The following is a 20209-nucleotide window of genomic DNA, read 5'->3' as shown; positions in this document are numbered from 1 at the left end:
CTACTTCTGGTTGCCCAGCAGGCCCCGGCCGCCGTACTTCTTGTGGATGGCCTGCTTGGTCACCCCGAGCGACTCCGCGATCCGGGCCCAGGTGGCGCCCTCGTTCCTCGCGCGGCGCACGAGGACCGCCTCCGCCCGCTCGGCCTCACCCCTCAACCGCACCACCGCGTCCAGTCCTTGCAGGGGGTCGCCGCCGTCCATGGCGCGGGCCAGGGCGCTGAGGTGCTCGGTGTCCATGGGTCAACTGTAATTGACCGTGTCCCGGATCGGGAGAGTCCACGCCCAACCGGGGGGAACCGGTCCAAGCCTCCGGGCCCCTCGGAAACGGGTCGCTAGGTTGGGCCCATGCTCACCATCGAACGCGCGCTGAAGACCGACGTGGAGGCGATCGTCGCCCTGCTGGCGGACGACCCCCTGGGCGCCCGCCGGGAGACGCCCGACGACCTGTCCCGCTACGTCGAGGCCTTCGAGGTCATCGACGCCGACCCGCACCAGTACCTGGCCGTCGCCCGCCGCAACGGCCGGGTCGTCGGCACGCTCCAGCTCACCGTGGTTCCGGGCCTGTCCCGGCAGGGGGCCACCCGTGCCCAGATCGAGGCGGTCCGGGTGCACGCCGAGGAACGCGGCGGCGGTCTGGGCTCCACCCTGTTGGAGTGGGCCGAACGCGAGGCCCAGGGGCGCGGCTGCGTGATGTTGCAGCTGACCTCGGACGCCAAGCGCCAGGACGCCCACCGCTTCTACCAGCGGCTGGGATACGAGCCCAGCCACGTCGGCTTCAAGAAGAGACTGGTCTGAACCGGACCCGGGTACGACCGTGACCGTTCCAGGAGTGGCGGGGTCGCACCAGACCCCGCCCGAGTCACATGGTGACCGGATCGGTCCGGCATCGAGCGTGATCGTGCCTGGATCGGCACCCGGGACGCTGCGAGGGTTCGGGTATGAGCACAGACACCCGTACCGGCGCGGCGCTGCTCGTCGTCGACGCGCAGCGGTCCTTCCTCCAGCGTGAGAGCTGGAGCGCCTCCTCCGATCCCGAGGTCGCCGTGCGGATCGGCCGACTCGTCGACCACTTCCGCGATCGGGGCGACCGGGTCGTGTGGATCACGCACGCCGAACCCGGGACCGGGACCGTGTTCGACCCCGTGCGCGGGTTCGTGGAGCCGATGCCCGGGCTGGCCCCGGCGAGCGGCGAGACCCTGCTGACCAAGACCGCGCACAGCGCCTTCACCGGCACCGACCTGCGGCGCCTGCTCACCGGGTGGGGTGTGCGGGAGCTCACCGTCTGCGGGGTGCGCACAGAGCAGTGCTGCGAGACCACCACCCGCATGGGATCGGAGCTGGGGTTCGCCATGACCTTCGCGGTGGACGCCACCGCCACCGAACCCATCGAGGCCCCGGGGTCCGCGCCCGGACGTTCCCTGCGGGAGGTCCTCGACGACCCCTCGACCCTGCGGCCCCGCGACATCGTCACCCGCACCGTCTACGCGCTGTCCGGCCGCTTCGCCGAGGTGCGCACGGTGGACCGGATCGTGGCCGACGGCCTCGGCTAGGCTGACCGGATCGTGCGTACGATCGTCTTCCTCCTGCTGCCCGGACTCCACCTGCTGGACCTGGCCGGTCCGGCGCAGGTGTTCTCCACCCTGGCCGGACCGGACCACCCGGTCGCGCTCCGCCACGTCGCCGCTCGGCCCGACGTCCCCACCGCCCAGGGGGTCGGGTTGCGGGCCGAGGTCACCTGGCCCGCGCTCGGCCCGGACGACCTGGTACTCGTCCCCGGGTGGCGGACCTCCGGTCCCCCTCCGCGCGCCACCCCGGAGCAGATCGGGGAGCTGACCTCCCACCACGCCCGCGGGGGCACGGTGGCGAGCGTGTGTTCGGGGGCCTTCGTGCTCGCGGAGGCCGGTCTGCTGGACGGGCGCCGGTGCACCACCCACCACTCCCTCCAGGAACGGCTCGCCCGGCGCCACCCGCGCGCCCGCGTCGTCCCGGACGTGCTGTACGTGTCCGACGACCGGGTGGTGACCTCGGCGGGCATTGCCAGCGGCATCGACCTCGCCCTGCACCTCGTCACCCGGTGGCACGGGCCGTCCGTGGCGGCCGCCGTGGCCCGGGAGATGGTGGTCTACGCCCGCCGCAACGGGGACGAGCCCCAGGCCAGCGCGGTGCTGAGGTTCCGGAACCACCCGGTGGACCTGGTGCACCGGGCGCAGGACACCATCGACGCCCGGTTCACCGAACCGCTCCCCCTGGGCGGCCTGGCCGCCTCGCTCGGGGTCAGCGAACGCACCCTCACCCGGGCGTTCGGTGAGGCCACAGGACTGACCCCGCTGAGGTACCAGCAGCGATTGCGGTTGGAACGGGCCGAGCTGCTGCTGGCCGAGGGGGCGACGGCGGATTCAGCCGCCCGGGCCGTGGGGTTCCAGGACCCCCGCATGCTCCGCCGCCTGCGCTCCCGGACCTGACCCTTCCCCGCGTCACGTCCGGCGCAGGAGCACCATGAGTCCCAGGGCCAGGGCGAGCAACAGCCCGGACCCGACCAGCCCCGTGGCCGCCATGCCGGTCACGAACGCCTCCCGGGCCGCGACGGTGAGCTCCCGAGCGGCATGCGGCAGCTGTCCGGCGACGGCGAGGGCGGCACCCAGACTGGAGCCGATCACCTCCACCCCCTCGGCCGGGACGTCGCCCGGAAGCCGTTCCTCGACGGCGGAACGGTAGACGACCGCACTGACCGTGCCCAGGACCGCGATCCCCAGCGCGGCGCCGAACTCGTTGGCCGTCTCCGACACCGCCGACGCCGCGCCCGCGCGATCCGGGCTGACCGCCGCGACCACCACGTCCACCGCCAGCGCGATGACCGGGCCGACCCCCATTCCCACCAGCGCGGATCCCAACAGGACCCACCAGGTGGGCGGATCGGTGGGAGCGAGCCCGAGCAGCAGCATCCCCCCGGCCGAGACCAGGGCGCCCGTCACGAACACGACCCGGTGCCCCCACCTGCGGGCCGCGCCCGCGGAGAGCGCGGAGTTCACCGCCACCGCCGCCAGGACGGGAAGCAGCAGCAGGGCGGCGCGCAGTGGGGAGAACCCCTGGACCAGTTGGAGGAACTGGGCGGTGTGGAGCATCATGCCGACCAGGGAGAACATCATGAGGGCACCGGCGAGCACCGCCCCGGTGAAGCGACGGTTGGTGAACAGGGACACGTCCACCAGAGGGACCGGGAGCCGCCGCTGGCGCCGGACGAACAGGGCCCCGCCGAGCAGACCGGCCGCCAGCGCCGCCCCGCTGGCCGGGGTCACGGCGAGCTCCTCGGCGACGGTCTTCACCGCCCACACCACCGGCAGGGCGGTGACGAAGGAGAGCACGACGCTCAGCGTGTCGAGAGGGGCGGGGCGCTCGGCCCGGTACTCGGGCAGCACCAGCGCGCCCACCGCCATCAGCGCGAGGATGACGGGGACGTTGACCAGGAAGACCGACCCCCAGTCGAAGAACTCCAGGAGGCCGCCGCCGACGATCGGGCCGAGCGCCGCTCCCCCGGCGAAGCCCGCCGTCCACAGCCCGATGGCCCAGGTGCGCTCGGCGGGGTCCGTGAAGACGTTGCGGATCAGCGCAAGCGTGGACGGCATGAGGGTGGCTCCGCCGACACCCATGAGGGCCCGGGCCAGGATCAGGGCCTCGGGCGAGGTCGCGAGGGCGGCGGCGAGGGACGCGGCTCCGAAGAGCGCGGACCCGATCAGCAGCAGGCGCCGCCTCCCGATCCGGTCACCGACGTTGCCCGCCGTGATGAGGAGTCCGGCGAGGAGGAAGCCGTAGGCGTCGAGGATCCACAGGGTCTGACCCGTGGTCGGCGCCAGGTCCTCGGTGATGGCGGGGACGGCCATGTAGAGGATCGAGATGTCCATCGAGGTGAGCAGGACAGGGGCGACGAGGACGCCCAGGGCGAGCCATCGTCGGGGATGGGTACGGCTGGTCTGCGCGGTCATGACGGTCCCGTGTGGTCGAGGAAGGGGTGGTGAGTACGGTGTACGCATCAGGTGGGTACACCGTACGCAAGTGTTAGCGTGACCGCAACGGCGAACCGGGTGGTGAGTGTGGCGGGACAGACCCTGAGCAGGGAACGCATCGTCGAGGCCGCGATCGGACTCGCTGACTCCGAGGGCCTGGACTCGGTGTCCATGCGCCGTGTCGCCACACTGCTCGGCGCGGGGACGATGTCGCTCTACCGGCACGTCTCCGACAAGGAGGAGCTGCTCCGGGAGATGATCGACTCCCTCCACTCCCGCCACGCCTACCCCGACCCCGGCGACCTGGGCTGGCGCGCGCGGATGCGCCTGCTCGCCCGGCAGGACTGGGAGATGTACACGGCGCATCCCTGGCTGCTCACCGCCACCGCCACCCTGGCCCCGCCCGCGGGCCCGCACATGCTCGCGTCGATGGAGTGGGCACTGACCGCCCTGGAACCGCTCCAACTCACTCCGGAGCAGGCCGGGCGGGCCATCATGGCGGTCACGCACTACCTCCAGGGCAGCGCGCGCCTGGCGTCGCACGCCCGGGACAGCGGAGACGGCGCGCCCGGCGCCCGCGGGACGGGCCCCGGCGAGGCCTGGCGCAGACGGCTCGGTGGCGACGACCTGTCCGCGTTCCCCCGGGTGGCCGCCCTGGTCGGCTCCGCCCCCGACCACGGGGACGACGAGGACGACGACTGGGTGATGACCGGCCTGGACATGGTCCTCGACGGGATCGCCGCCCAGTCCGGCGCGGCCCCCGCGGTGAACCCGGACCGCTGACCCGGGACCGGATCGGGATCGGGCCGGGATCAGCCGGACCGGTCCCCTCCTCGGGCCGGGCTCGCCCTCGGGTCAGGCTCTCCCTCGGGCCGGTGCCGCGGTCAGGGGGTCACGATGTCGAAGGAGGGGTCGGGCCGGTCCAGCAGGGCGATCAGCCGGTCCAGCAGCTCCCCGTCCCCCGCGAACGCCATGCCCTCGGTCCCCTTTCCCGCGAGCAGCCGCAGCAGGCGGAACTTGTTCAGGGTCACGGTGAGGCCCGGTTCTCCCCGGCGCGGCTTCTCCCGAGTGGTGAGGGCTCCGTTGGAGAGCGTCGTCCGGAACGTGGTGTCCAGGTCGGTGAACACCCAGTCGATCACGAACCGCTCGTCCCAGGCCCTCGGGCCGTTGACCCGGATCGACACCGACTCGAAGAGCTGGTCCACCGACAGCGCGGCCGCCATGCCCGTGCCCAGGTTCGACGGGAGCTCCGGTTTGCCCCGCCGCAGCTCGGCCGCGCCCTGGAGGTAGAAGTTGCGCCAGGTGCCGTTCTCCGCGCCGAACCCCAGCCGCTCGTAGACCCCGGCCAGGGCGGCCCGCGCCCGGCCGTGCTCCGGGTCCGCGAACACGGCGTGGTTGAGCAGCGTGGCGGCGAACCTCAGGTCGCCCCGGTCCCGGTACTCGTCCGCCCGGAGCACCACCTCGTCCACGCCGCCCATGCAGTCCACGTAGCGCCGCGCCGCCTCCTCCGGCGGGTGCTCCCACAGGTGGGCGGGGTTGCCGTCGAACCAGCCCATGTAGCGCTGGTAGATCGCCTTCACGTTGTGGCTGACCGACCCGTAGTACCCCCGTGTGTGCCACTCCCGCTCCAGGCCGGGCGGCATCCTCAGGTGCTCCGCGATCTCCGCGCCGACGAAACCCTGGTTCATCAGGCGCAGCGTCTGGTCGTGCAGGTAGGCGTACAGGTCCCGCTGCTGGCGCAGGAGCGACACCAGGTTCTCGGTGCCCCAGGTGGGCCAGTGGTGGGAGGCGAACAGGACGTCCGACTCGTGCGCGAAGAGCTCGACGGACTCGTCCAGGTAGCGCGACCACACCCGGGCGTCCCGCACGGGGGCGCCGCGCAGGGTGAGGATGTTGTGCAGGTTGTGAGTGACGTTCTCCGCCATGCACAGGGCCCGGTGGTCGGGGAAGTAGAAGTTCATCTCCGTGGGCGCCTCGGTGCCGGGCGTCATCTGGAAGACGATCCGCACCCCGTCCACGACCTCCTCCTGGCCCGTGCGGGTGATCTCCCGGTTGGGCGCGATGAGGGTGACCGTGCCGACCGACCTGGTCTGGCCGAGCCCCACCCCGATCTGCCCCCGCGGCCCCGCCTCCAGGTGGGAACCGGTGTGGTACAGGTTGCGGCGGGCCATGGCGGGCCCGGCGTGCACGTTCTCCGCCACCGCGCTCTCCAGGAACCCGGCCGGGGCGAGGATGGGCACGGTGCCGTCGGTGACCCCGCCGACCCCGCCGAAGTGGTCCACGTGCGAGTGCGAGTAGATGACCCCGCTGACCGGGCGGTTCCCCCGGTGCTCCCGGTACAGCTCCAGTCCGGCGCGAGCCGGTTCGGCGGAGATGAGGGGGTCGATGACCAGGACGCCCTGGTCTCCCTCCACGAGGGTCATGTTCGACAGGTCCAGACCTCTGATCTGGTAGATCCCTTCGGTGACCTCGAACAGCCCCTGTTTGGCGCACAGCTGGGACTGGCGCCACAGACTCGGGTTGGCGGTGTCCGGGCACTCCGCGTCGAGGAAGGCGTAGGCGTCGGCGTCCCACACCACGCGGCCGTTCGCGTCCCGGATCTGGCCGGGTTCGAGGCGTGCGACCAGTCCGCGCTCGGCGTTGGCGAAGTCGTCGGAGTGCTCGGGTCCGTGACCGGTCATCGCTGCTCCTCGTCATAGGGACGGGGTTCGTCCGGGCGGTGCCACCCGTGCGGCCGCCGGTGCGGGTGGCCCGCACCGGCGGCGTGAGAGGGCTCGGGTCCCGTGTACGGGCCCGGCCGATGTGTTCCTACTGGCTCTGGAGGGCCTCGACGAGCTCCCGCTCGTTGTCCTTGGACAGGTTGGTCTGGATGACCGTGGGGTCCAGCTGACGGAAGGCGTCGACGACGCGGTCGATGGTGGCGTCGGCGGCGAGCAGGAAGACGGCGGCCCGCCCCTGCTGGAGCTCGGCGCCGATGTCCTTGATCATGTCGTCGTCGATCCCGACGTCGCTCAGCCTGCCCGCGATGGCGCCGGCGCCCGCGCCGACCGCCAGGCCGAGGAGCGGGTTGAGGAAGAGCAGGCCGATGAGAGTCCCCCACAGTGCGCCGCCCGCCGCGCCGTAGCCGGTGAGGTTGACGGTCTGGTGGATGCGGGGACGGCCCTTGCCGTCCTTGTAGGCGTAGGCGGCGTCCTCCAGCTGGAGAAGCTCCTGTTTGTTCAGGTCCGAGGCGATGTCGAGCGCCTTCTCGGCGGTGTCGCGGTCGGCCACCCCGAGTACGATCAGCTGCGCCATGGGTGCTGGTTCCCCCCGTCGTCGTTGCCCGGCCCGCCGTCGGCGGGCCCGATCTGCGGGAGCGTTCCCCGGGGCGTCTCTGGCCAAGGCCAGCGGAAGGGAGCGATCCCGCAAAACCCCCGGGTCACTCGCGGCGGGCCACCACCAGCTGGGTGGTGTAGGGCATCTCGACACGGCCGTCGGGGAAGTGGCGTTCGGCCACGGCCGTGATCTCGGCTCGGGTGCGCTCCTCTCCGATCTCGCGGACGACGGCGGCCATCCTGCTGGAGGACAGTGCCATCCCCAGGTACTCGTCAGCGGTGAGCGCCCGTGTCCAGGAGTGCGTGTGTTCGGTCGCCCCGGTGAGCCCCCGGGCCTCGGACAGCTCCCGGACCAGGTCGTACCGGCGGTGGTGGCGGTCGTACCCGGGGGCGTACCGCTCCAGCAGACTCTCGTGGTCGTCGACGAACGCGCTGCCGGTGAGGTCGCGGTTGTTGTTGAGCACCGCGAGGGTGCCGCCGGGTACGAGCAGCCGCGCGGACTCCGCGAAGAAGGCCGGGCGGTCGAACCAGTGCACGGCCTGGGCGGTCAGGACCAGCACGGCGGAGCCGTCCGGGAAGGGGACGTCCTCGGCGGTGGCCCGCACGTACTCGACCCCGCCGCCCTCGGCCTCGGCGGTCCGGATCATGTCGTGGCCGGGCTCCACGCCGACCACCCGGGGCCGGGGGCCGAACAGGGCGCGCAGGGCGCGGGTGGAGATGCCGGTCCCCGCGCCGACGTCGAGCAGGAGCCAGGGGCTGGGCCAGGCGTCGGTGGCCCCGGCCTTCAGGTGGTCGGCCAGGGCGCCGAGGATCGGCGCCGGGTAGTCGGGTCGGAAGGCCTGATAGTTCCCGGAGAGCCCGGTGAAGGCCTGCGTTCGGTCGTCGCTCATCGGTGGCCCTCTCATCGGGGTGTGGGGGTCGTACCGACCGTAGCGAAGCGTCGGCCGCCGTGCCCGACATGACGTTTCGGTGACCGGTGTGAACGGGGCCTGAACGGCCCTCCACCCTTTGTGACCTCCCCATCTGCCTATTCATGGTTTTCCTACTGTTTTGGTTGACTTTGATCGCGCGGGCGCCCTACCTTCAAGTCACCCGCCGCGAACGGACCGCGACCGAACGCGTGAGGTGACCGCCGCGCACCCGCCGCCAGAACGGAGCACCAACGTGACCACCACCACGGACCTGTCCGTACGCCGCGTCGCCGGACGGATCGGGGCCGAGATCTCCGGCGTGGAGATCGGCCCCGGCCTCGACGAGGCCACCGTCGCTCGGATCCGCGAGACCCTGCTCGCGCACAAGGTGATCTTCTTCCGCGACCAGCACCACCTGACCGACGAGACCCAGGCCGGGTTCGCCTCCCTGCTCGGCCCGCTCACCACCCCGCACCCCACCACCGGCAGCGTGTTCGGCCGGGAGCACCACGTCCTGCCGATCGACTCCGAGCGCGGCAAGGCCAACAGCTGGCACACCGACGTCACCTTCGTCGACCGGCCCCCACAGGCCAGCGTGCTGCGCGCGATCCACCTGCCCCCGTACGGCGGGGACACCACCTGGGCCAACACCGTCACGGCCTACCAGGACCTCCCCGAACCCCTGCGGGCGCTCGCGGACGGCCTCCGGGCGGTGCACACCAACGACTACGACTACGCGGCCTCCACCCCCAGGACCGAGGTCGGCGGCGAGCTGAGGAAGTACCGCGAGCAGTTCGTCTCCACGCTCTACCGGACCGAGCACCCCGTGGTGCGCGTCCACCCGGAGACCGGCGAGCGGGCACTGTTCCTCGGCCACTTCGCCCAGCACTTCTCCGGACTGAGCAGCCGGGACTTCACCGCCCTCTTCGACCTCCTCCAGCAGCGGGTCACCCGCCCGGAGAACACCGTGCGGTGGAGCTGGCGCGAGGGCGACGTGGCGGTGTGGGACAACCGCGCCACCCAGCACTACGCGGTGGCCGACTACGACGACGAGGCCCGACGCCTGCACCGGATCACCGTGGGCGGCGACGTCCCGAAGGGGGTCGACGGCAGCCCCAGCCGGTCCCTGGTGGGCGACTCCAGCGAGTACACCCCGGCGGTCTGACCCCACGGGCCCGGGTGCGGGCCCGCCCCACGGCAGCACACCCCCTCGACGACGGCGGGTCGCACCACGCGCGACCCGTCGTCCTCCGGAGCCCACACATGCACTCACGACGCGACATCCTGCGCTACACCGCCTCGGCGGGGGCCGTCCTCCCCCTCGCGGCCGCCTGCGGCACCTCGGAGCGTTCCGCCGGAGACCCGGACGCGACCGTCGTGCGCTACCAGGGGGCCGCCGGTTCGGTGGTCTTCCCCGAGCTGGCCGCCGACCTCGGCTACCTGGACGGCATCGAACTGGAGTGGATCGGGGACACCACCAGCGGCCCCCAGGACATCCAGGCCGTGGCCACCGGCGACACCGACATCGGCGGGGCCTTCAACGGGGCGATCGCCAAACTGGTCGCGGCCGGGTCCCCGATCACCTCGGTCGTCTCCTACTACGGATCCGACGAGGAGTCGTTCAGCGGCTACTACGTCCTGGAGGACAGCGACATCACCCGGGCCCGGGACCTGGTCGGCCGGAAGGTCGCGATGAACACCCTGGGCGCCCACCACGAGTTCGTGGTCCGCGAGTGGCTGGAGCGGGAGGGACTGGGCGAGGACGAGATCGCCCGGGTGGAGCTCACCGTCGTGCCGCCCGCCAACACCGAGCAGTCCCTGCGCGCCGGCCAGGTCCACGCGGCGACGCTCGGGGGCATCCTGCGCGAGACCGCCGTCGAGCGCGGCGGCATCCGTCCCCTCTTCACCGACGAGGGCCTGTACGGGAGGTTCAGCTACGGGTCCCTGGTCCTGCGTGACGAGTTCGTCGAGGAGAACCCCGACGCCACCCTCTCCCTGGTCAGCGGGATCGCCCGGGCCGTCCGCTGGTCACAGGTCACTCCGCGCGAGGAGGTGGTGGACCGGTTCGCGGCCATCGTCGAGGGGCGCGGCCGCAACGAGTCCTCCGAGGTCGTCCGGTACTGGAGGAGCAGCGGTGTGGCCGGTCCCGGCGGGGTCGTCGCGGAGGAGGAGTTCGCGATCTGGCTGGAGTGGCTGCACCGCAACGGAGAGCTGCCCGAGGGCTCGGTCGAGGCCTCGGACCTGTACACCAACGAGTTCAACCCGTTCCACAACGGCACCTTCCCCGAGGACTCGGGCCCCGACGGCGAGCCCGTGGGCGGCCCCACCGAGAGCGAGGACGCATGAGCGAGCACCCCAGGCTGCGGCTGGACGGGGTCCGGCAGACCTTCCCCGTGCGCGATTCCCGGGGGCGGCCGGGACCTCCCCTGACCGCCCTCGACGACGTCACCCTGGACGTCGGGGCCGGGGAGTTCCTCACCCTGGTCGGCCCCAGCGGCTGCGGCAAGTCCACCCTGCTGGACCTGTTGGGCGGGCTCGCGAGGCCCACCGGCGGACGCATCCTGCTCGACGGCCGCCCGGTGGAGGGACCCGGGCTCGACCGGGGCCTGGTGTTCCAGCAGTACGCCCTGCTGCCCTGGCGCACCGCCCTGGACAACGTGGCGTTCGGTCTGGAGGCCAAGGGGCTGCCCCGGTCACTGCGGGCCGCCCGAGCCCGCGAGTACCTGTCGCTGGTGGGTCTGGAGGGGTTCGCGGACCGCTACCCGCACGAGCTCTCCGGCGGGATGCGGCAGCGGGTGGCGATCGCCCGCAGCCTGGCGTTCGACCCCGAGGTGCTGCTGATGGACGAGCCGTTCGCGGCGCTGGACGCCCAGACGCGCGAGTCGCTCCAGGACGAGCTCCGGGCCATCTGGCTGCGCACCGGCAAGACCGTCCTGTTCATCACGCACGGGATAGACGAGGCCGTCTACCTGGGGCAACGGGTGGCCGTGATGACGTCGCGGCCGGGGCGGATCAAGAGCGTGATCGACGTCGACCTGGACCGGGAGGCCAGTGGGGACCCGCGTTCGGACCCGGCCTTCGCCCGGTACCGGAACCGGGTCTGGCAGGAGCTCCACGACGAGGTGGCGCTGGCGCAGAGGTCCGAGTTCGCACCCGTACCGTCGGAGGCCGACCGTGGCTGACACCCTCACCCGCACCACCGCTCCCCCGGTTCCCACGGGCGGCCCTCCCACGGCCGGGGCCGGGCGCCCGGTGCTGGCGGTCGGCTGGCTCTGGTTCAGGCGTTCGGCCGCGATCGTCGCGTTCCTCCTCCTCTGGGAGGCGGCACCGCGTGTGGGCCTGGTGGACCGGGTGTTCCTGCCCCCGTTCTCGGAGGTCCTCGCGGCCACCGCCGACCTGGCCGCCAGCGGACAGCTGTGGGCGCACGTCTCCGCGAGCCTGTCCCGCGCGCTGGCCGGGTTCGCCATCGCGGTGTCCGTGGCGGTGCCGTTGGGCCTGCTGATCGCCTGGTACCGGCCGGTGTCGGACTTCCTGCTGCCCGTCCTGGAGCTGTTCCGCAACACGGCGGCGCTGGCGCTGCTCCCGGTGTTCGTGCTGATCCTGGGGATCGGTGAGTCGTCCAAGATTGCGCTGGTGGTGTTCGCCTGCACCTTCCCGATCCTGCTCAGCACGGTGACCGGGGTGCGGACGGTGGACCCGCTGCTGGTGAAGGCGGCGGTGTCACTCGGCTTCGGACCGCTCGCCCTCTTCCGGAAGGTGATCGTGCCCGCCGCCGTGCCGTCGATCTTCACCGGGGTCCGCATGGCCGGGGCGGCGTCGATCCTGGTGCTGGTCGCCGCCGAGATGGTGGGCGCCCAGTCGGGGCTGGGATACCTGATCAACGCCTCGCAGCTCAACTTCCAGATCCACGACATGTACGCGGGCATCCTGTCCATCGCGCTGCTGGGTGTGGCGCTCAACGGCGCGCTGGTCGTCCTGGAGCGCCGGTGGTCCCGGTGGCGGACGACGGCCGGGTGAGACCGGCCGTCCCGGTTGTCCACAGGCGGAGGAACCGGGGGTGGCGGGCGCGGCCCCTTCCTGGTGTGCTGGAACGGAATCCCCGATCCAGGACACCAGGGAGGGGCCCGATGCGTTCGGCCACCGTCCAGGAGCCCGTCGCCGCTCACCGCCGCCTTCCGGGAACCGACCGGCTCCCCGGCCCTCCCCCTGTCAGCGGGAGTACGCCACGGGGACCGGTGTGCCTTGTGCCACAAATTAACCAACTGGTAGATTCCGAACCGTCCGCCGCGCGGCTCGGCGGGCGCGTACCGCGGGAACGAGGGAGCGGAACCGTAGTCTCGGAGCGACCCAGGCCTTCGTCGCCACGGCGGGCCCGTGGCGACGACCAACCGCGAGGAGACCGTCCCGTGGCGGACGCAGACCACACCCGACCGAGCAAGGGCGAGCGCACCAGGCGGCGCATCATCGACTCCGCCTCGGAACTGTTCTCGCGGTCGGGCTACCGGGCGGTGTCACTGCGCGACATCGCGGCGCACGCCGGGATCACCCACGCGGGCGCGCTACACCACTTCCCCAACAAGGAAGCCATGCTCATACACGTCCTGAGCAGGCGTGACGAGGTGGACGCTCCGCTGGTCCTCAGCGACGGCCTGAGCCACCGGGAGCTCATCGACAACATCGTGCGGATCGTGGAGCGCAACACGGGCACGCCCGGGATGGTCTCGCTCTACGTCAACCTGTCGGCCGAGGCCACCGACCCGACGCACCCCGCTCACGAGTACTTCGTCCGCCGGTACCGCGTCCTGCGCGAACACCTCACCACGGCCTTCGCCGGACTCCTCGGCGACCGTCCGCACCCCGCACCGGAGACCGCCGCGCAGCAGTTCCTGGCGCTCCAGGACGGACTCCAGGTCCAGTGGCTCCTCGACCCGGACTCCGTCGACATGCGGACCGCGGTCGCCTCCTTCCTCGGGAGCCTCGGGATCACCGTCCCCGACCCGCCCCCAGCGAGCAGCACCGACCCCACGGGAGACAGGCCCACATGAACACAGACCCACGCCCCGACCTCACGGCGAAGGCCTCGGCCACCTCCGGCTCCGACACCTGGCACAGCACCGGCGTGGCGGGCGTGCTGCGCCCCCTCCACCTCGCGGACGGCCCGCACGGGCTGCGGTACCAGCCCGAGGAGGGCGACCACCTCGGCATCGGCGGCAGCGTCCCGGCGACCTGCTTCCCGCCCGCCGTCGGCCTGGGCGCGACCTGGAACCCGGACCTCGTGCGCCGGGTCGGCGCGGCGCTCGGCGGGGAGGCCAGCGCGCAGGGCGTGGACGTGGTCCTGGGCCCGGGCATGAACATCAAGCGGTCGCCGCTGTGCGGCCGCAACTTCGAGTACGTCTCCGAGGACCCCCACGTCACGGCGCGCATCGCCGCCGCCCTCGTCACCGGCGTCCAGTCACAGGGGGTCGGCGCGTGCGTGAAGCACTTCGCCGCCAACAACCAGGAGACCGACCGGCACCGGGTCAGCGCCGAGGTGGACGACCGCACCCTGCGGGAGATCTACCTGTCCGCCTTCGAGGAGGTCGTCCGCACCACCGCGCCCGCCATGGTGATGAGCTCCTACAACCGGCTCAACGGGGTGTACACCAGCCAGGACCCGTGGCTGCTCACCGAACTCCTCCGGGAGGAATGGGGGTTCGAGGGCGTGGTGGTCTCCGACTGGGGCGCCGTCGTGGACCGGGTCGCCGCCGTCCGCGCCGGGCTCGACCTGGAGATGCCGCCGAGCGGGACCGACCGGGTCGTGGTGGAGGCGGTGGAGCGGGGCGATCTGGACGAGTCCGTGCTGGACACCGTGGTGGCGCGGCTGAGGCGGTTGCAGGACCGGGTGTCCGCCGACACCTCGCGCCCGCTGGAGCACGAGGCCAACGACGCCCTGGCACGCGAGGCCGCGCGTGAGGCGCTGGTCCTGCTGAAGAACGAGGGCGGCCTACTGCCGCTGGCGGCGGACCGTTCGGTGGCGCTGATCGGGGAGTTCGCGCGGACGCCCCGGTACCAGGGCGGCGGTTCCTCCCGCGTGGTGCCGACCAGGGTGCACACCGCGCTGGAGGAGTTCGGGCGCGCGCTCGACGAGGTGCGGTTCGCCCCCGGCTTCACCCTGGACGGGACCGACGACCCCGCGCTGGTCGAGGAGGCCGTCACGGCGGCGCGCGAGGCGGACACCGCGGTGCTCTTCCTCGGACTGCCGGACGCCGCGGAGTCCGAGGGGTACGACCGCACCACCATCAGCCTGCCCGAGTCCCAGCTGGACCTGCTCGCGCGGGTGCGCGAGGTCAGCGACCGCGTGGTGGTCGTGCTGTCCAACGGCGGTGTCGTGTCGGTGTCCGAGTGGCAGGGTCTGGCCGACGCCGTGGTGGAGGGCTGGTTGCTCGGCCAGGCGGGCGGAGCCGCCGTCGTGGACGTGCTGACCGGGGTCGTGTCCCCCTCCGGAAGACTCACCGAGACGATCCCCGTCCGGCTGAGCGACCACGCCACCTACCTGAACTTCCCCGGCGAGCACGGCGTGGTCCGCCACGGTGAGGGCGTGTTCGTCGGCTACCGCCACTTCGACACCCTGGACGTACCGGTGGCCTACCCCTTCGGTCACGGTCTCACCTACACGGCCTTCGCGTACTCCGGGCTGGAGGTGGCCCCGGACGGCAACGGCGGGTGGACGGTGTCGTTCACCGTGACCAACACCGGTGACCGCTCCGGACGGGAGGTCGCCCAGCTGTACGCGGGGGTCGAGCAGGACCGCCCGACCCGGCCGCGGCACGAGCTGCGCGGCTTCGCGAAGGTGGCGCTGGAACCCGGCGAGAGCGCCCGGATCGAGCTCCCGCTGACCGGCCGCGACCTGTCCGTCTGGGACCCCCGGGACCGGCGCTGGTCCCTGGCGGCCGGCACCTACACCGTCTCCGTCGGGGCGTCCTCCCGCGACCTGCCGCTGCGCGGGGAGATCACCACCGAGGGCGACCGGTACGTGCGCCCGCTGACCAAGCACTGCACCGTGGGCGAGTGGCGCTCGCACCCCGTCGGCGGGCCGGTCATCGAGGAGATCATCGCGACGTTCCCCGGGCTCGACGACCTCCCCCCGGAGATGCTGGAGATGGCGGGTTCCCTGCCGGTCCTCACCCTGCGCACCTTCGGCCTGGGCGTCACCGAGGAGATGCTGGACCTGCTGGTGGACGACGTCGAGGCCCGGAGACGGGCGGCCGTCGACCGGGGAGAGTTCACCGGCTGACACGGGGCGGCGCGCTCGCGGCGGACCTCGTCCACACGCCCGTCCGGCGGGTTCGAGGAGTACGTCGCCGGGGCCGCCCGATCCGGGGCCCGGGAGGGGAAGGGACGCGGGGTCGACCCGTCCGGGCGGGTGCGCCCGGACGGAAACGGGTAACGGGGAAGGTGGGCCCAGGCCCTGCCCCCTCCCTCCTCACCCCCAGGAGTCACCCTTGAAGCTGTACGCCGACGCCCCGGTGCGCGCCGTCCTCCAACTGGTCTCGGACCTGTTCGCCCTGGCCTGGGCGGGCGCGTGGGTCTACGCGGCCCTGTCCCTGCGCGAGGTCCTGCTCGCCCTGCACCACTCCGGCGAGCTCGTGACCAGCACCGGGAAGGGGTTCACCGAGCACATGGGCACGGCCGCCGAGAACGTCCAGCAGGTCCCCTTCGCCGGGGAGGCGCTGGCCACGCCCTTCGTCAACCTCAGTGAGTCGGGGGCCTCGCTCAGTGCGGCGGGGGACTCCTTCCAGGAGACCGTGGCCTCGCTCGCCGTCACCCTCCCGCTGCTCGTGGCGGCGATCCCGCTCTACCTCATCGCCACGACCTGGCTGCCCATGCGCGCCCGGTGGATCCGCCGGGCCACGGGCACGAGGCGTCTCGACGCGATGGCCCCGGAGGCGCGGACCCGGCTCCTGGCGCTGCGCGCCCTGAACTCGGCCTCCGGCAAGGGGCTCCTGGAGGTGCACGACGACCCCGCCGGGGCCTGGGAGGAGAACGACCGGGCGGCGGTGGCCGGGTTGGCCGCGCTGGAACTGCGCCGTCTGGGGTTGCGCCCGGCGGCCTCACCGGCGAGGACGGCCTGACCGCGCGGGCGCCTCAGTCGACCCGGATGATCCCCCGCCGCAGCGCCGTCGTGATCGCGGCGGTGCGGTTGTCCACCCCGAGCTTGTCGAACACGTGGACCAGGTGGGTCTTGACCGTCGCCTCGCTGATGAACAGCTCCCGGGAGATCGCCCGGTTGGACAGGCCCCGGGCGAGCAGACCCAGGATCTCCAGCTCGCGCCCGCTCAACGCGGGGCTCGGTGAACGCAGCCGGTCCATGAGGCGGTTGGCGACGTCGGGGGCGAGCGCGGTCTGACCGCGCGCCGCCGTGTGTACGGCCTCGCACAGCTGGTCCGGCGGGGCGTCCTTGAGCATGTAGCCGGTGGCTCCCGCCTCGACGGCGGCGAGGATGTCGGCGTCGGTGTCATAGGTGGTGAGCACGAGGACCGGCGGCGGGGTGTCGAGCCCGGTGATGCGCCGGATCGCGGTGACGCCGTCCATCCCCGTCCCCATGCGCAGGTCCATGAGGACGACGTCCACCTCCGTCACGGGGTCCCCGGCGAGCACGTCCAGGGCGGCCCGGCCGTCGGCGGCCTCGGCCACCACGTCCATGTCGGGTCGCTCCGCGAACATCGCCTTGAGCCCGTGCCGCACGACGGGGTGGTCGTCCACCAGGAGGATGCGCAGCGCGCGGCCCCGCTCGACCGGTCCGGTCACGGTGACTCCTTCCGGGTCAGGGGCAGCCGGACGGCGACGGCGGTGCCCTCGCCCGGGGCCGACTCCACCTCCAGGTCTCCGCCCAGGGCCGCCAGGCGCTGCCTCAGCGCGGTGATCCCGTAGCCGGTTCCGTCCTCACGGAGGCGGAGCGCTCCGGGCGCGAAGCCCCGGCCGTCGTCGTACACGTCCAGGGTGACCTCCCCCTCCAGGTAGCCGAGGGTGACGACGGCGGTGGTGGCGCGGGCGTGCCCGGTGACGTTGGCCAGGCTCGACTGCGCGGCGCGCAGGAGCGCCACCTCGAAGCCCGCGGGGAGCTCGGTGGGGGTGCCGTCGGTACGGAACCGGCAGTCGATCCCGTCGGCGCGGCCCACCCGCTCGCAGAGGCGCCGCAGTGCCTCGGGCAGGTTGGCGCCGGTGAGTGAGGGCGGGGCCAGGTCGCGGACGAACCCCCGCGCCTCCGCGAGGTTGGCGGAGGCGCTCTCCCTGGCCTCGGCCACACGGGTGGCGGCGAGTCCCGGGTCCCTCGGCAGGGCGTTCTCCGCCGAGCGCAGCAGCAGGACGATGCTGGACAACCCCTGGGCGAGGGTGTCGTGGATCTCCCGGGCCAGGCGTTCGCGTTCGTCGAGCACGCCCGTGCGCCGCTGGTAGGCGGCGAGTTCGCCGCGCGTGCGGGTGAGCGCGTCGATGAGCTCCCGGTGCCGTTCGCCCTCGCGTCGCAGCGCCGTGTACCCGGCCGCGATCGCCACCGCGAAGACCGCGCCGAGCACGGGCCCGAGGACCATCCCCGCGGTCATGTCACCGGTGTGCAGGGACTGGCCGAGGACCACCGCGGCCGTGATGACGACGACCGCCAGCACCGAGTGCAGGCCGCGTAGGAGGTGGAGGTGCAGGAAGTAGAGCGGGAAGGCCAGCCACACGAAGTCCTGTCCGGCCCAGACCAGTGCGAACCACAGCAGCGTGACGGCCGCGAGCCACACGAGGGAGCGGGTCCGGTGGAGGTCGTGGCGGGCGGCCAGCGCCCCGGCGCAGTAGACGGCCCCGAGCAGTACGGCACCGCCCAACACGGTCCAGTGCACGCCCTGGGACTGGTGATCACCGAGGTGGGTGAGCGCGTACCGCGTGGTGCCGACCCCGAGCAGGAACAGGAAGCAGGCGTGCAGGAGCAGACGCAGCGCCTGGAGCACCGTCGTCACTCCGGGCAGTTCGGGCGCCCACCCTCCGCTGTTCCGCATCAGTGCAGCGTACGCCGGTGGGGACGGCGACGGCATCCATCGTTCGATGGATGCGTGCCTCCACCCGGAGCCCCCGGGGAAGGTTCCGTTCGCCCGATGCCGACGCCCCCGGTCTCCGGGGAGGCTGGAGCCACGGAACAACCGAGCTACCGGAAAGGGGGCCGTCGTGTTCGTCGCCCTTCGGGACATCCGTTTCGCCAAGGGCAGGTTCGCGCTGATGGGCTCCGTCGTCGCCCTGATCACCCTGCTGATCGTCCTGTTGTCGGGACTCACGGCGGGGCTGGCCGACCAGTCCACGTCAGCGGTCAGGAACCTGCCCGCCAGTCATGTCGCCTTCGGGACCTCCGGGGAGGGCGCGCCGGAGGAGTCCTTCGCGGACAGCACCGTCACCCGGGACCAGCTCGACGCCTGGTCCGGCACCGAGGGGGTGGAGTGGGCCGAGCCGCTGGGGATCACCCAGAGCCGGGTCGAACTGGGCGGCGGCGACGGCACCGCCGCCGTGCTGTTCGGTGTGTCGGCCGACGGCCCGTTGGCCCCCGAGGGACTGGGGACCGGCGACCGCCTGGTGGTGAGCGAGGAGATCACCGAGGAGTTCGGGGTCTCCGTGGGAGACACCGTGTCCGTCGCCGGAACCGACCTGGTGGTGGGGGCGGTCGCTCCCACCGAGCACTACAGCCACGTGCCGGTGGTGTGGACCGACATCGGGGTCTGGCGCGGGATCGACCCCCGGGTACGGCACGCGGAGGGCGCGGACGCGCCGGTCGCCAACGTGGTCGCCGCGCGCACGGGTTCGGGGGCTGGCACCCCCGAGCTGGCGGACGAGGCGGCCGACACCGTGTCCGCCACCCTGTCCGACAGCCTGCGCGCGATCGGCTCCTTCTCCTCCGAGAACGGATCGCTGGTCACCATGCAGGGGTTCCTGTACGCGATCTCCGCGCTGGTGATCGGCGCGTTCCTGACCGTGTGGACCATCCAGCGCAGCGGTGACATCGCGATCCTCAAGGCGCTGGGCGGCTCCACCCGGTACCTGGTTCGGGACGCCCTGGCCCAGGCCCTGATCGTGCTGCTCGTCGGCGCCGCCGCGGGCGGGGGTCTCGGGGTCGCGGTGGGGGCCCTGGCCGGTGCGGTCCTGCCGTTCTCCCTGACCGCCGCGACCACCCTCGGACCGATCGCCGCCATGGTCGTGCTGGGCATGCTCGGCGCGGTCCTGGCCGTCCGCCGCATCACCTCAGTCGACCCGTTGACCGCGCTGGGAGGCGTGCGATGAGCCTGGAACTGAACGACGTGACCCTGACCCACCCCGACGGCGACGGCGTGGTGACCGCCCTGGACCGTGTGTCGGTGCGGGTCGCCCCCGGTGAACTGGCGGCCGTGGTCGGCCCCTCCGGTTCGGGCAAGTCGAGCCTGCTCGCCGTGGCCGCCACCCTGATCAGGCCGGACTCCGGGCGGGTGGTGGTCGGCGGGGTCGAGACACTCGGCCTGCGCCCCCGGGAGCTGAGCGAGCTGCGGCTGGGCCGGGTGGGCATCGTCTTCCAGCAGCCCAACCTGATCGGTTCCCTCACCGCGGTGGAGCAGCTCATGGTGACCGAGCACATGCGCGCGCGTCCGGTGCGTGAGGCGCGCGGCCGGTCGGCGGAGACCCTGGCCGCGGTGGGGCTCTCCGGCAAGGAGCACCGGCGCCCGCACCAGCTGTCCGGAGGCGAGCGCCAGCGGGTGAACATCGCCCGTGCGCTGGCCGGTCGGCCGAGCGTCCTGCTGGTGGACGAGCCCACGGCGGCGTTGGACCACGAGCGGGGCGGCCGGATCATGGAACTGCTGGCCGAGGCGACCGGGACCTTCGACGTGGCGACCCTGCTGGTCACGCACGACACCGAGTACCTGGACGCGGCCGACCGGGTCCTGGAGATGCGCGACGGTCGGTTGCGCGCTCTGGCGGCCGACCGTCCGCGCGGGACCTGATCCCG

The 20209-nt window shown here is 72.7% G+C and carries 20 protein-coding genes; 13 read left to right on the top strand and 7 right to left on the bottom strand.

The features are described from left to right. A complete protein-coding gene (locus AC0VYM_RS06695) occupies positions 1-237 on the bottom strand; it encodes a hypothetical protein (RefSeq protein WP_475460186.1) in 237 nt (78 codons plus the stop codon). A gap of 108 nt (positions 238-345) precedes the next feature. Between AC0VYM_RS06695 and AC0VYM_RS06690 the strand changes: the two genes are divergently transcribed. The 3 genes from AC0VYM_RS06690 (at position 346) to AC0VYM_RS06680 (ending at position 2462) form a co-directional block, all read left to right on the top strand. Further along, positions 346-795 carry an N-acetyltransferase family protein gene (locus AC0VYM_RS06690; protein WP_475460184.1) on the top strand — a complete coding sequence of 150 codons (450 nt, stop codon included), beginning with the start codon at positions 346-348 and terminating at the stop codon, positions 793-795. Positions 796-938: 143 nt separating this feature from the next. Further along, a complete protein-coding gene (locus tag AC0VYM_RS06685) occupies positions 939-1550 on the top strand; it encodes an isochorismatase family protein (protein ID WP_475460182.1) in 612 nt (203 codons plus the stop codon). 12 nt (positions 1551-1562) lie between these two features. Then, on the top strand, positions 1563-2462 hold the full coding sequence (locus AC0VYM_RS06680; protein ID WP_475460180.1) for a GlxA family transcriptional regulator: 900 nt from the start codon (positions 1563-1565) through the stop codon (positions 2460-2462). Between the two features lie 12 nt (positions 2463-2474). Here the strand turns inward: AC0VYM_RS06680 and AC0VYM_RS06675 are convergent, their stop codons facing one another. Next, entirely contained in the window at positions 2475-3980 is a 1506-nt protein-coding gene (locus AC0VYM_RS06675; protein WP_475460178.1) for an MFS transporter, read from the bottom strand. 78 nt (positions 3981-4058) lie between these two features. Here AC0VYM_RS06675 and AC0VYM_RS06670 point away from each other — a divergent pair, with 78 nt between their 5' ends. Then, a complete protein-coding gene (locus AC0VYM_RS06670) occupies positions 4059-4784 on the top strand; it encodes a TetR/AcrR family transcriptional regulator (protein ID WP_475460176.1) in 726 nt (241 codons plus the stop codon). Positions 4785-4885: 101 nt separating this feature from the next. Here the strand turns inward: AC0VYM_RS06670 and AC0VYM_RS06665 are convergent, their stop codons facing one another. The 3 genes from AC0VYM_RS06665 to AC0VYM_RS06655 all read right to left on the bottom strand — a co-directional run bounded on the left by AC0VYM_RS06665 (position 4886) and on the right by AC0VYM_RS06655 (position 8205). Further along, positions 4886-6682: an alkyl/aryl-sulfatase gene (locus AC0VYM_RS06665; RefSeq protein WP_475460174.1), complete on the bottom strand. Its 1797-nt coding sequence runs from the start codon at positions 6680-6682 to the stop codon at positions 4886-4888. A gap of 127 nt (positions 6683-6809) precedes the next feature. Further along, positions 6810-7295, bottom strand: coding sequence for a DUF1269 domain-containing protein (locus AC0VYM_RS06660; protein ID WP_475460172.1), 486 nt, complete (start codon positions 7293-7295; stop codon positions 6810-6812). 124 nt (positions 7296-7419) lie between these two features. Beyond that, complete coding sequence (locus AC0VYM_RS06655) at positions 7420-8205, bottom strand: class I SAM-dependent methyltransferase (RefSeq protein WP_475460170.1); 786 nt, start codon at positions 8203-8205, stop codon at positions 7420-7422. A 274-nt stretch (positions 8206-8479) separates the two neighbouring features. On the opposite strand from AC0VYM_RS06655, the gene AC0VYM_RS06650 reads away from it, so the two are divergent. From AC0VYM_RS06650 to AC0VYM_RS06620, 7 genes are all read left to right on the top strand, one after another. After that, positions 8480-9391: a TauD/TfdA dioxygenase family protein gene (locus AC0VYM_RS06650; RefSeq protein WP_475460168.1), complete on the top strand. Its 912-nt coding sequence runs from the start codon at positions 8480-8482 to the stop codon at positions 9389-9391. A 98-nt stretch (positions 9392-9489) separates the two neighbouring features. Then, positions 9490-10572, top strand: coding sequence for an ABC transporter substrate-binding protein (locus AC0VYM_RS06645; protein WP_475460166.1), 1083 nt, complete (start codon positions 9490-9492; stop codon positions 10570-10572). Continuing rightward, positions 10569-11408 (top strand): ABC transporter ATP-binding protein, encoded by an 840-nt coding sequence (locus AC0VYM_RS06640; RefSeq protein ID WP_475460164.1) that lies wholly within the window; start codon positions 10569-10571, stop codon positions 11406-11408. The genes AC0VYM_RS06645 and AC0VYM_RS06640 overlap by 4 nt, the downstream gene beginning before the upstream one ends. Further along, positions 11401-12243 (top strand): ABC transporter permease, encoded by an 843-nt coding sequence (locus AC0VYM_RS06635; protein ID WP_475460162.1) that lies wholly within the window; start codon positions 11401-11403, stop codon positions 12241-12243. The genes AC0VYM_RS06640 and AC0VYM_RS06635 overlap by 8 nt, the downstream gene beginning before the upstream one ends. A 389-nt stretch (positions 12244-12632) precedes the next feature. Further along, complete coding sequence (locus AC0VYM_RS06630; protein WP_475460160.1) at positions 12633-13271, top strand: TetR/AcrR family transcriptional regulator; 639 nt, start codon at positions 12633-12635, stop codon at positions 13269-13271. Then, complete coding sequence (locus AC0VYM_RS06625; protein ID WP_475460158.1) at positions 13268-15499, top strand: glycoside hydrolase family 3 C-terminal domain-containing protein; 2232 nt, start codon at positions 13268-13270, stop codon at positions 15497-15499. The genes AC0VYM_RS06630 and AC0VYM_RS06625 overlap by 4 nt, the downstream gene beginning before the upstream one ends. 208 nt (positions 15500-15707) lie before the next feature. Continuing rightward, positions 15708-16337, top strand: coding sequence for a hypothetical protein (locus tag AC0VYM_RS06620; RefSeq protein WP_475460156.1), 630 nt, complete (start codon positions 15708-15710; stop codon positions 16335-16337). Between the two features lie 13 nt (positions 16338-16350). Here AC0VYM_RS06620 and AC0VYM_RS06615 read toward each other — a convergent pair whose 3' ends face one another. Together AC0VYM_RS06615 and AC0VYM_RS06610 are read right to left on the bottom strand one after the other, a co-directional pair. Beyond that, entirely contained in the window at positions 16351-17013 is a 663-nt protein-coding gene (locus AC0VYM_RS06615) for a response regulator (protein WP_475460154.1), read from the bottom strand. Beyond that, on the bottom strand, positions 17010-18245 hold the full coding sequence (locus AC0VYM_RS06610) for a sensor histidine kinase (protein WP_475460152.1): 1236 nt from the start codon (positions 18243-18245) through the stop codon (positions 17010-17012). The genes AC0VYM_RS06615 and AC0VYM_RS06610 overlap by 4 nt, the downstream gene beginning before the upstream one ends. A 166-nt stretch (positions 18246-18411) precedes the next feature. Between AC0VYM_RS06610 and AC0VYM_RS06605 the strand changes: the two genes are divergently transcribed. Together AC0VYM_RS06605 and AC0VYM_RS06600 are read left to right on the top strand one after the other, a co-directional pair. Beyond that, a complete protein-coding gene (locus tag AC0VYM_RS06605; protein ID WP_475460149.1) occupies positions 18412-19512 on the top strand; it encodes an ABC transporter permease in 1101 nt (366 codons plus the stop codon). Beyond that, positions 19509-20204, top strand: coding sequence for an ABC transporter ATP-binding protein (locus AC0VYM_RS06600; protein ID WP_475460146.1), 696 nt, complete (start codon positions 19509-19511; stop codon positions 20202-20204). Before AC0VYM_RS06605 ends, AC0VYM_RS06600 begins: the two co-directional genes overlap by 4 nt. Positions 20205-20209 lie beyond the last annotated feature (5 nt).

The sequence above is a fragment of the Nocardiopsis sp. iso_237 genome, from assembly GCF_056173345.1.
The sequence above is the reverse complement of the archived record's forward strand: the minus strand, read 5'-3'. Positions and strand labels throughout refer to the sequence as shown.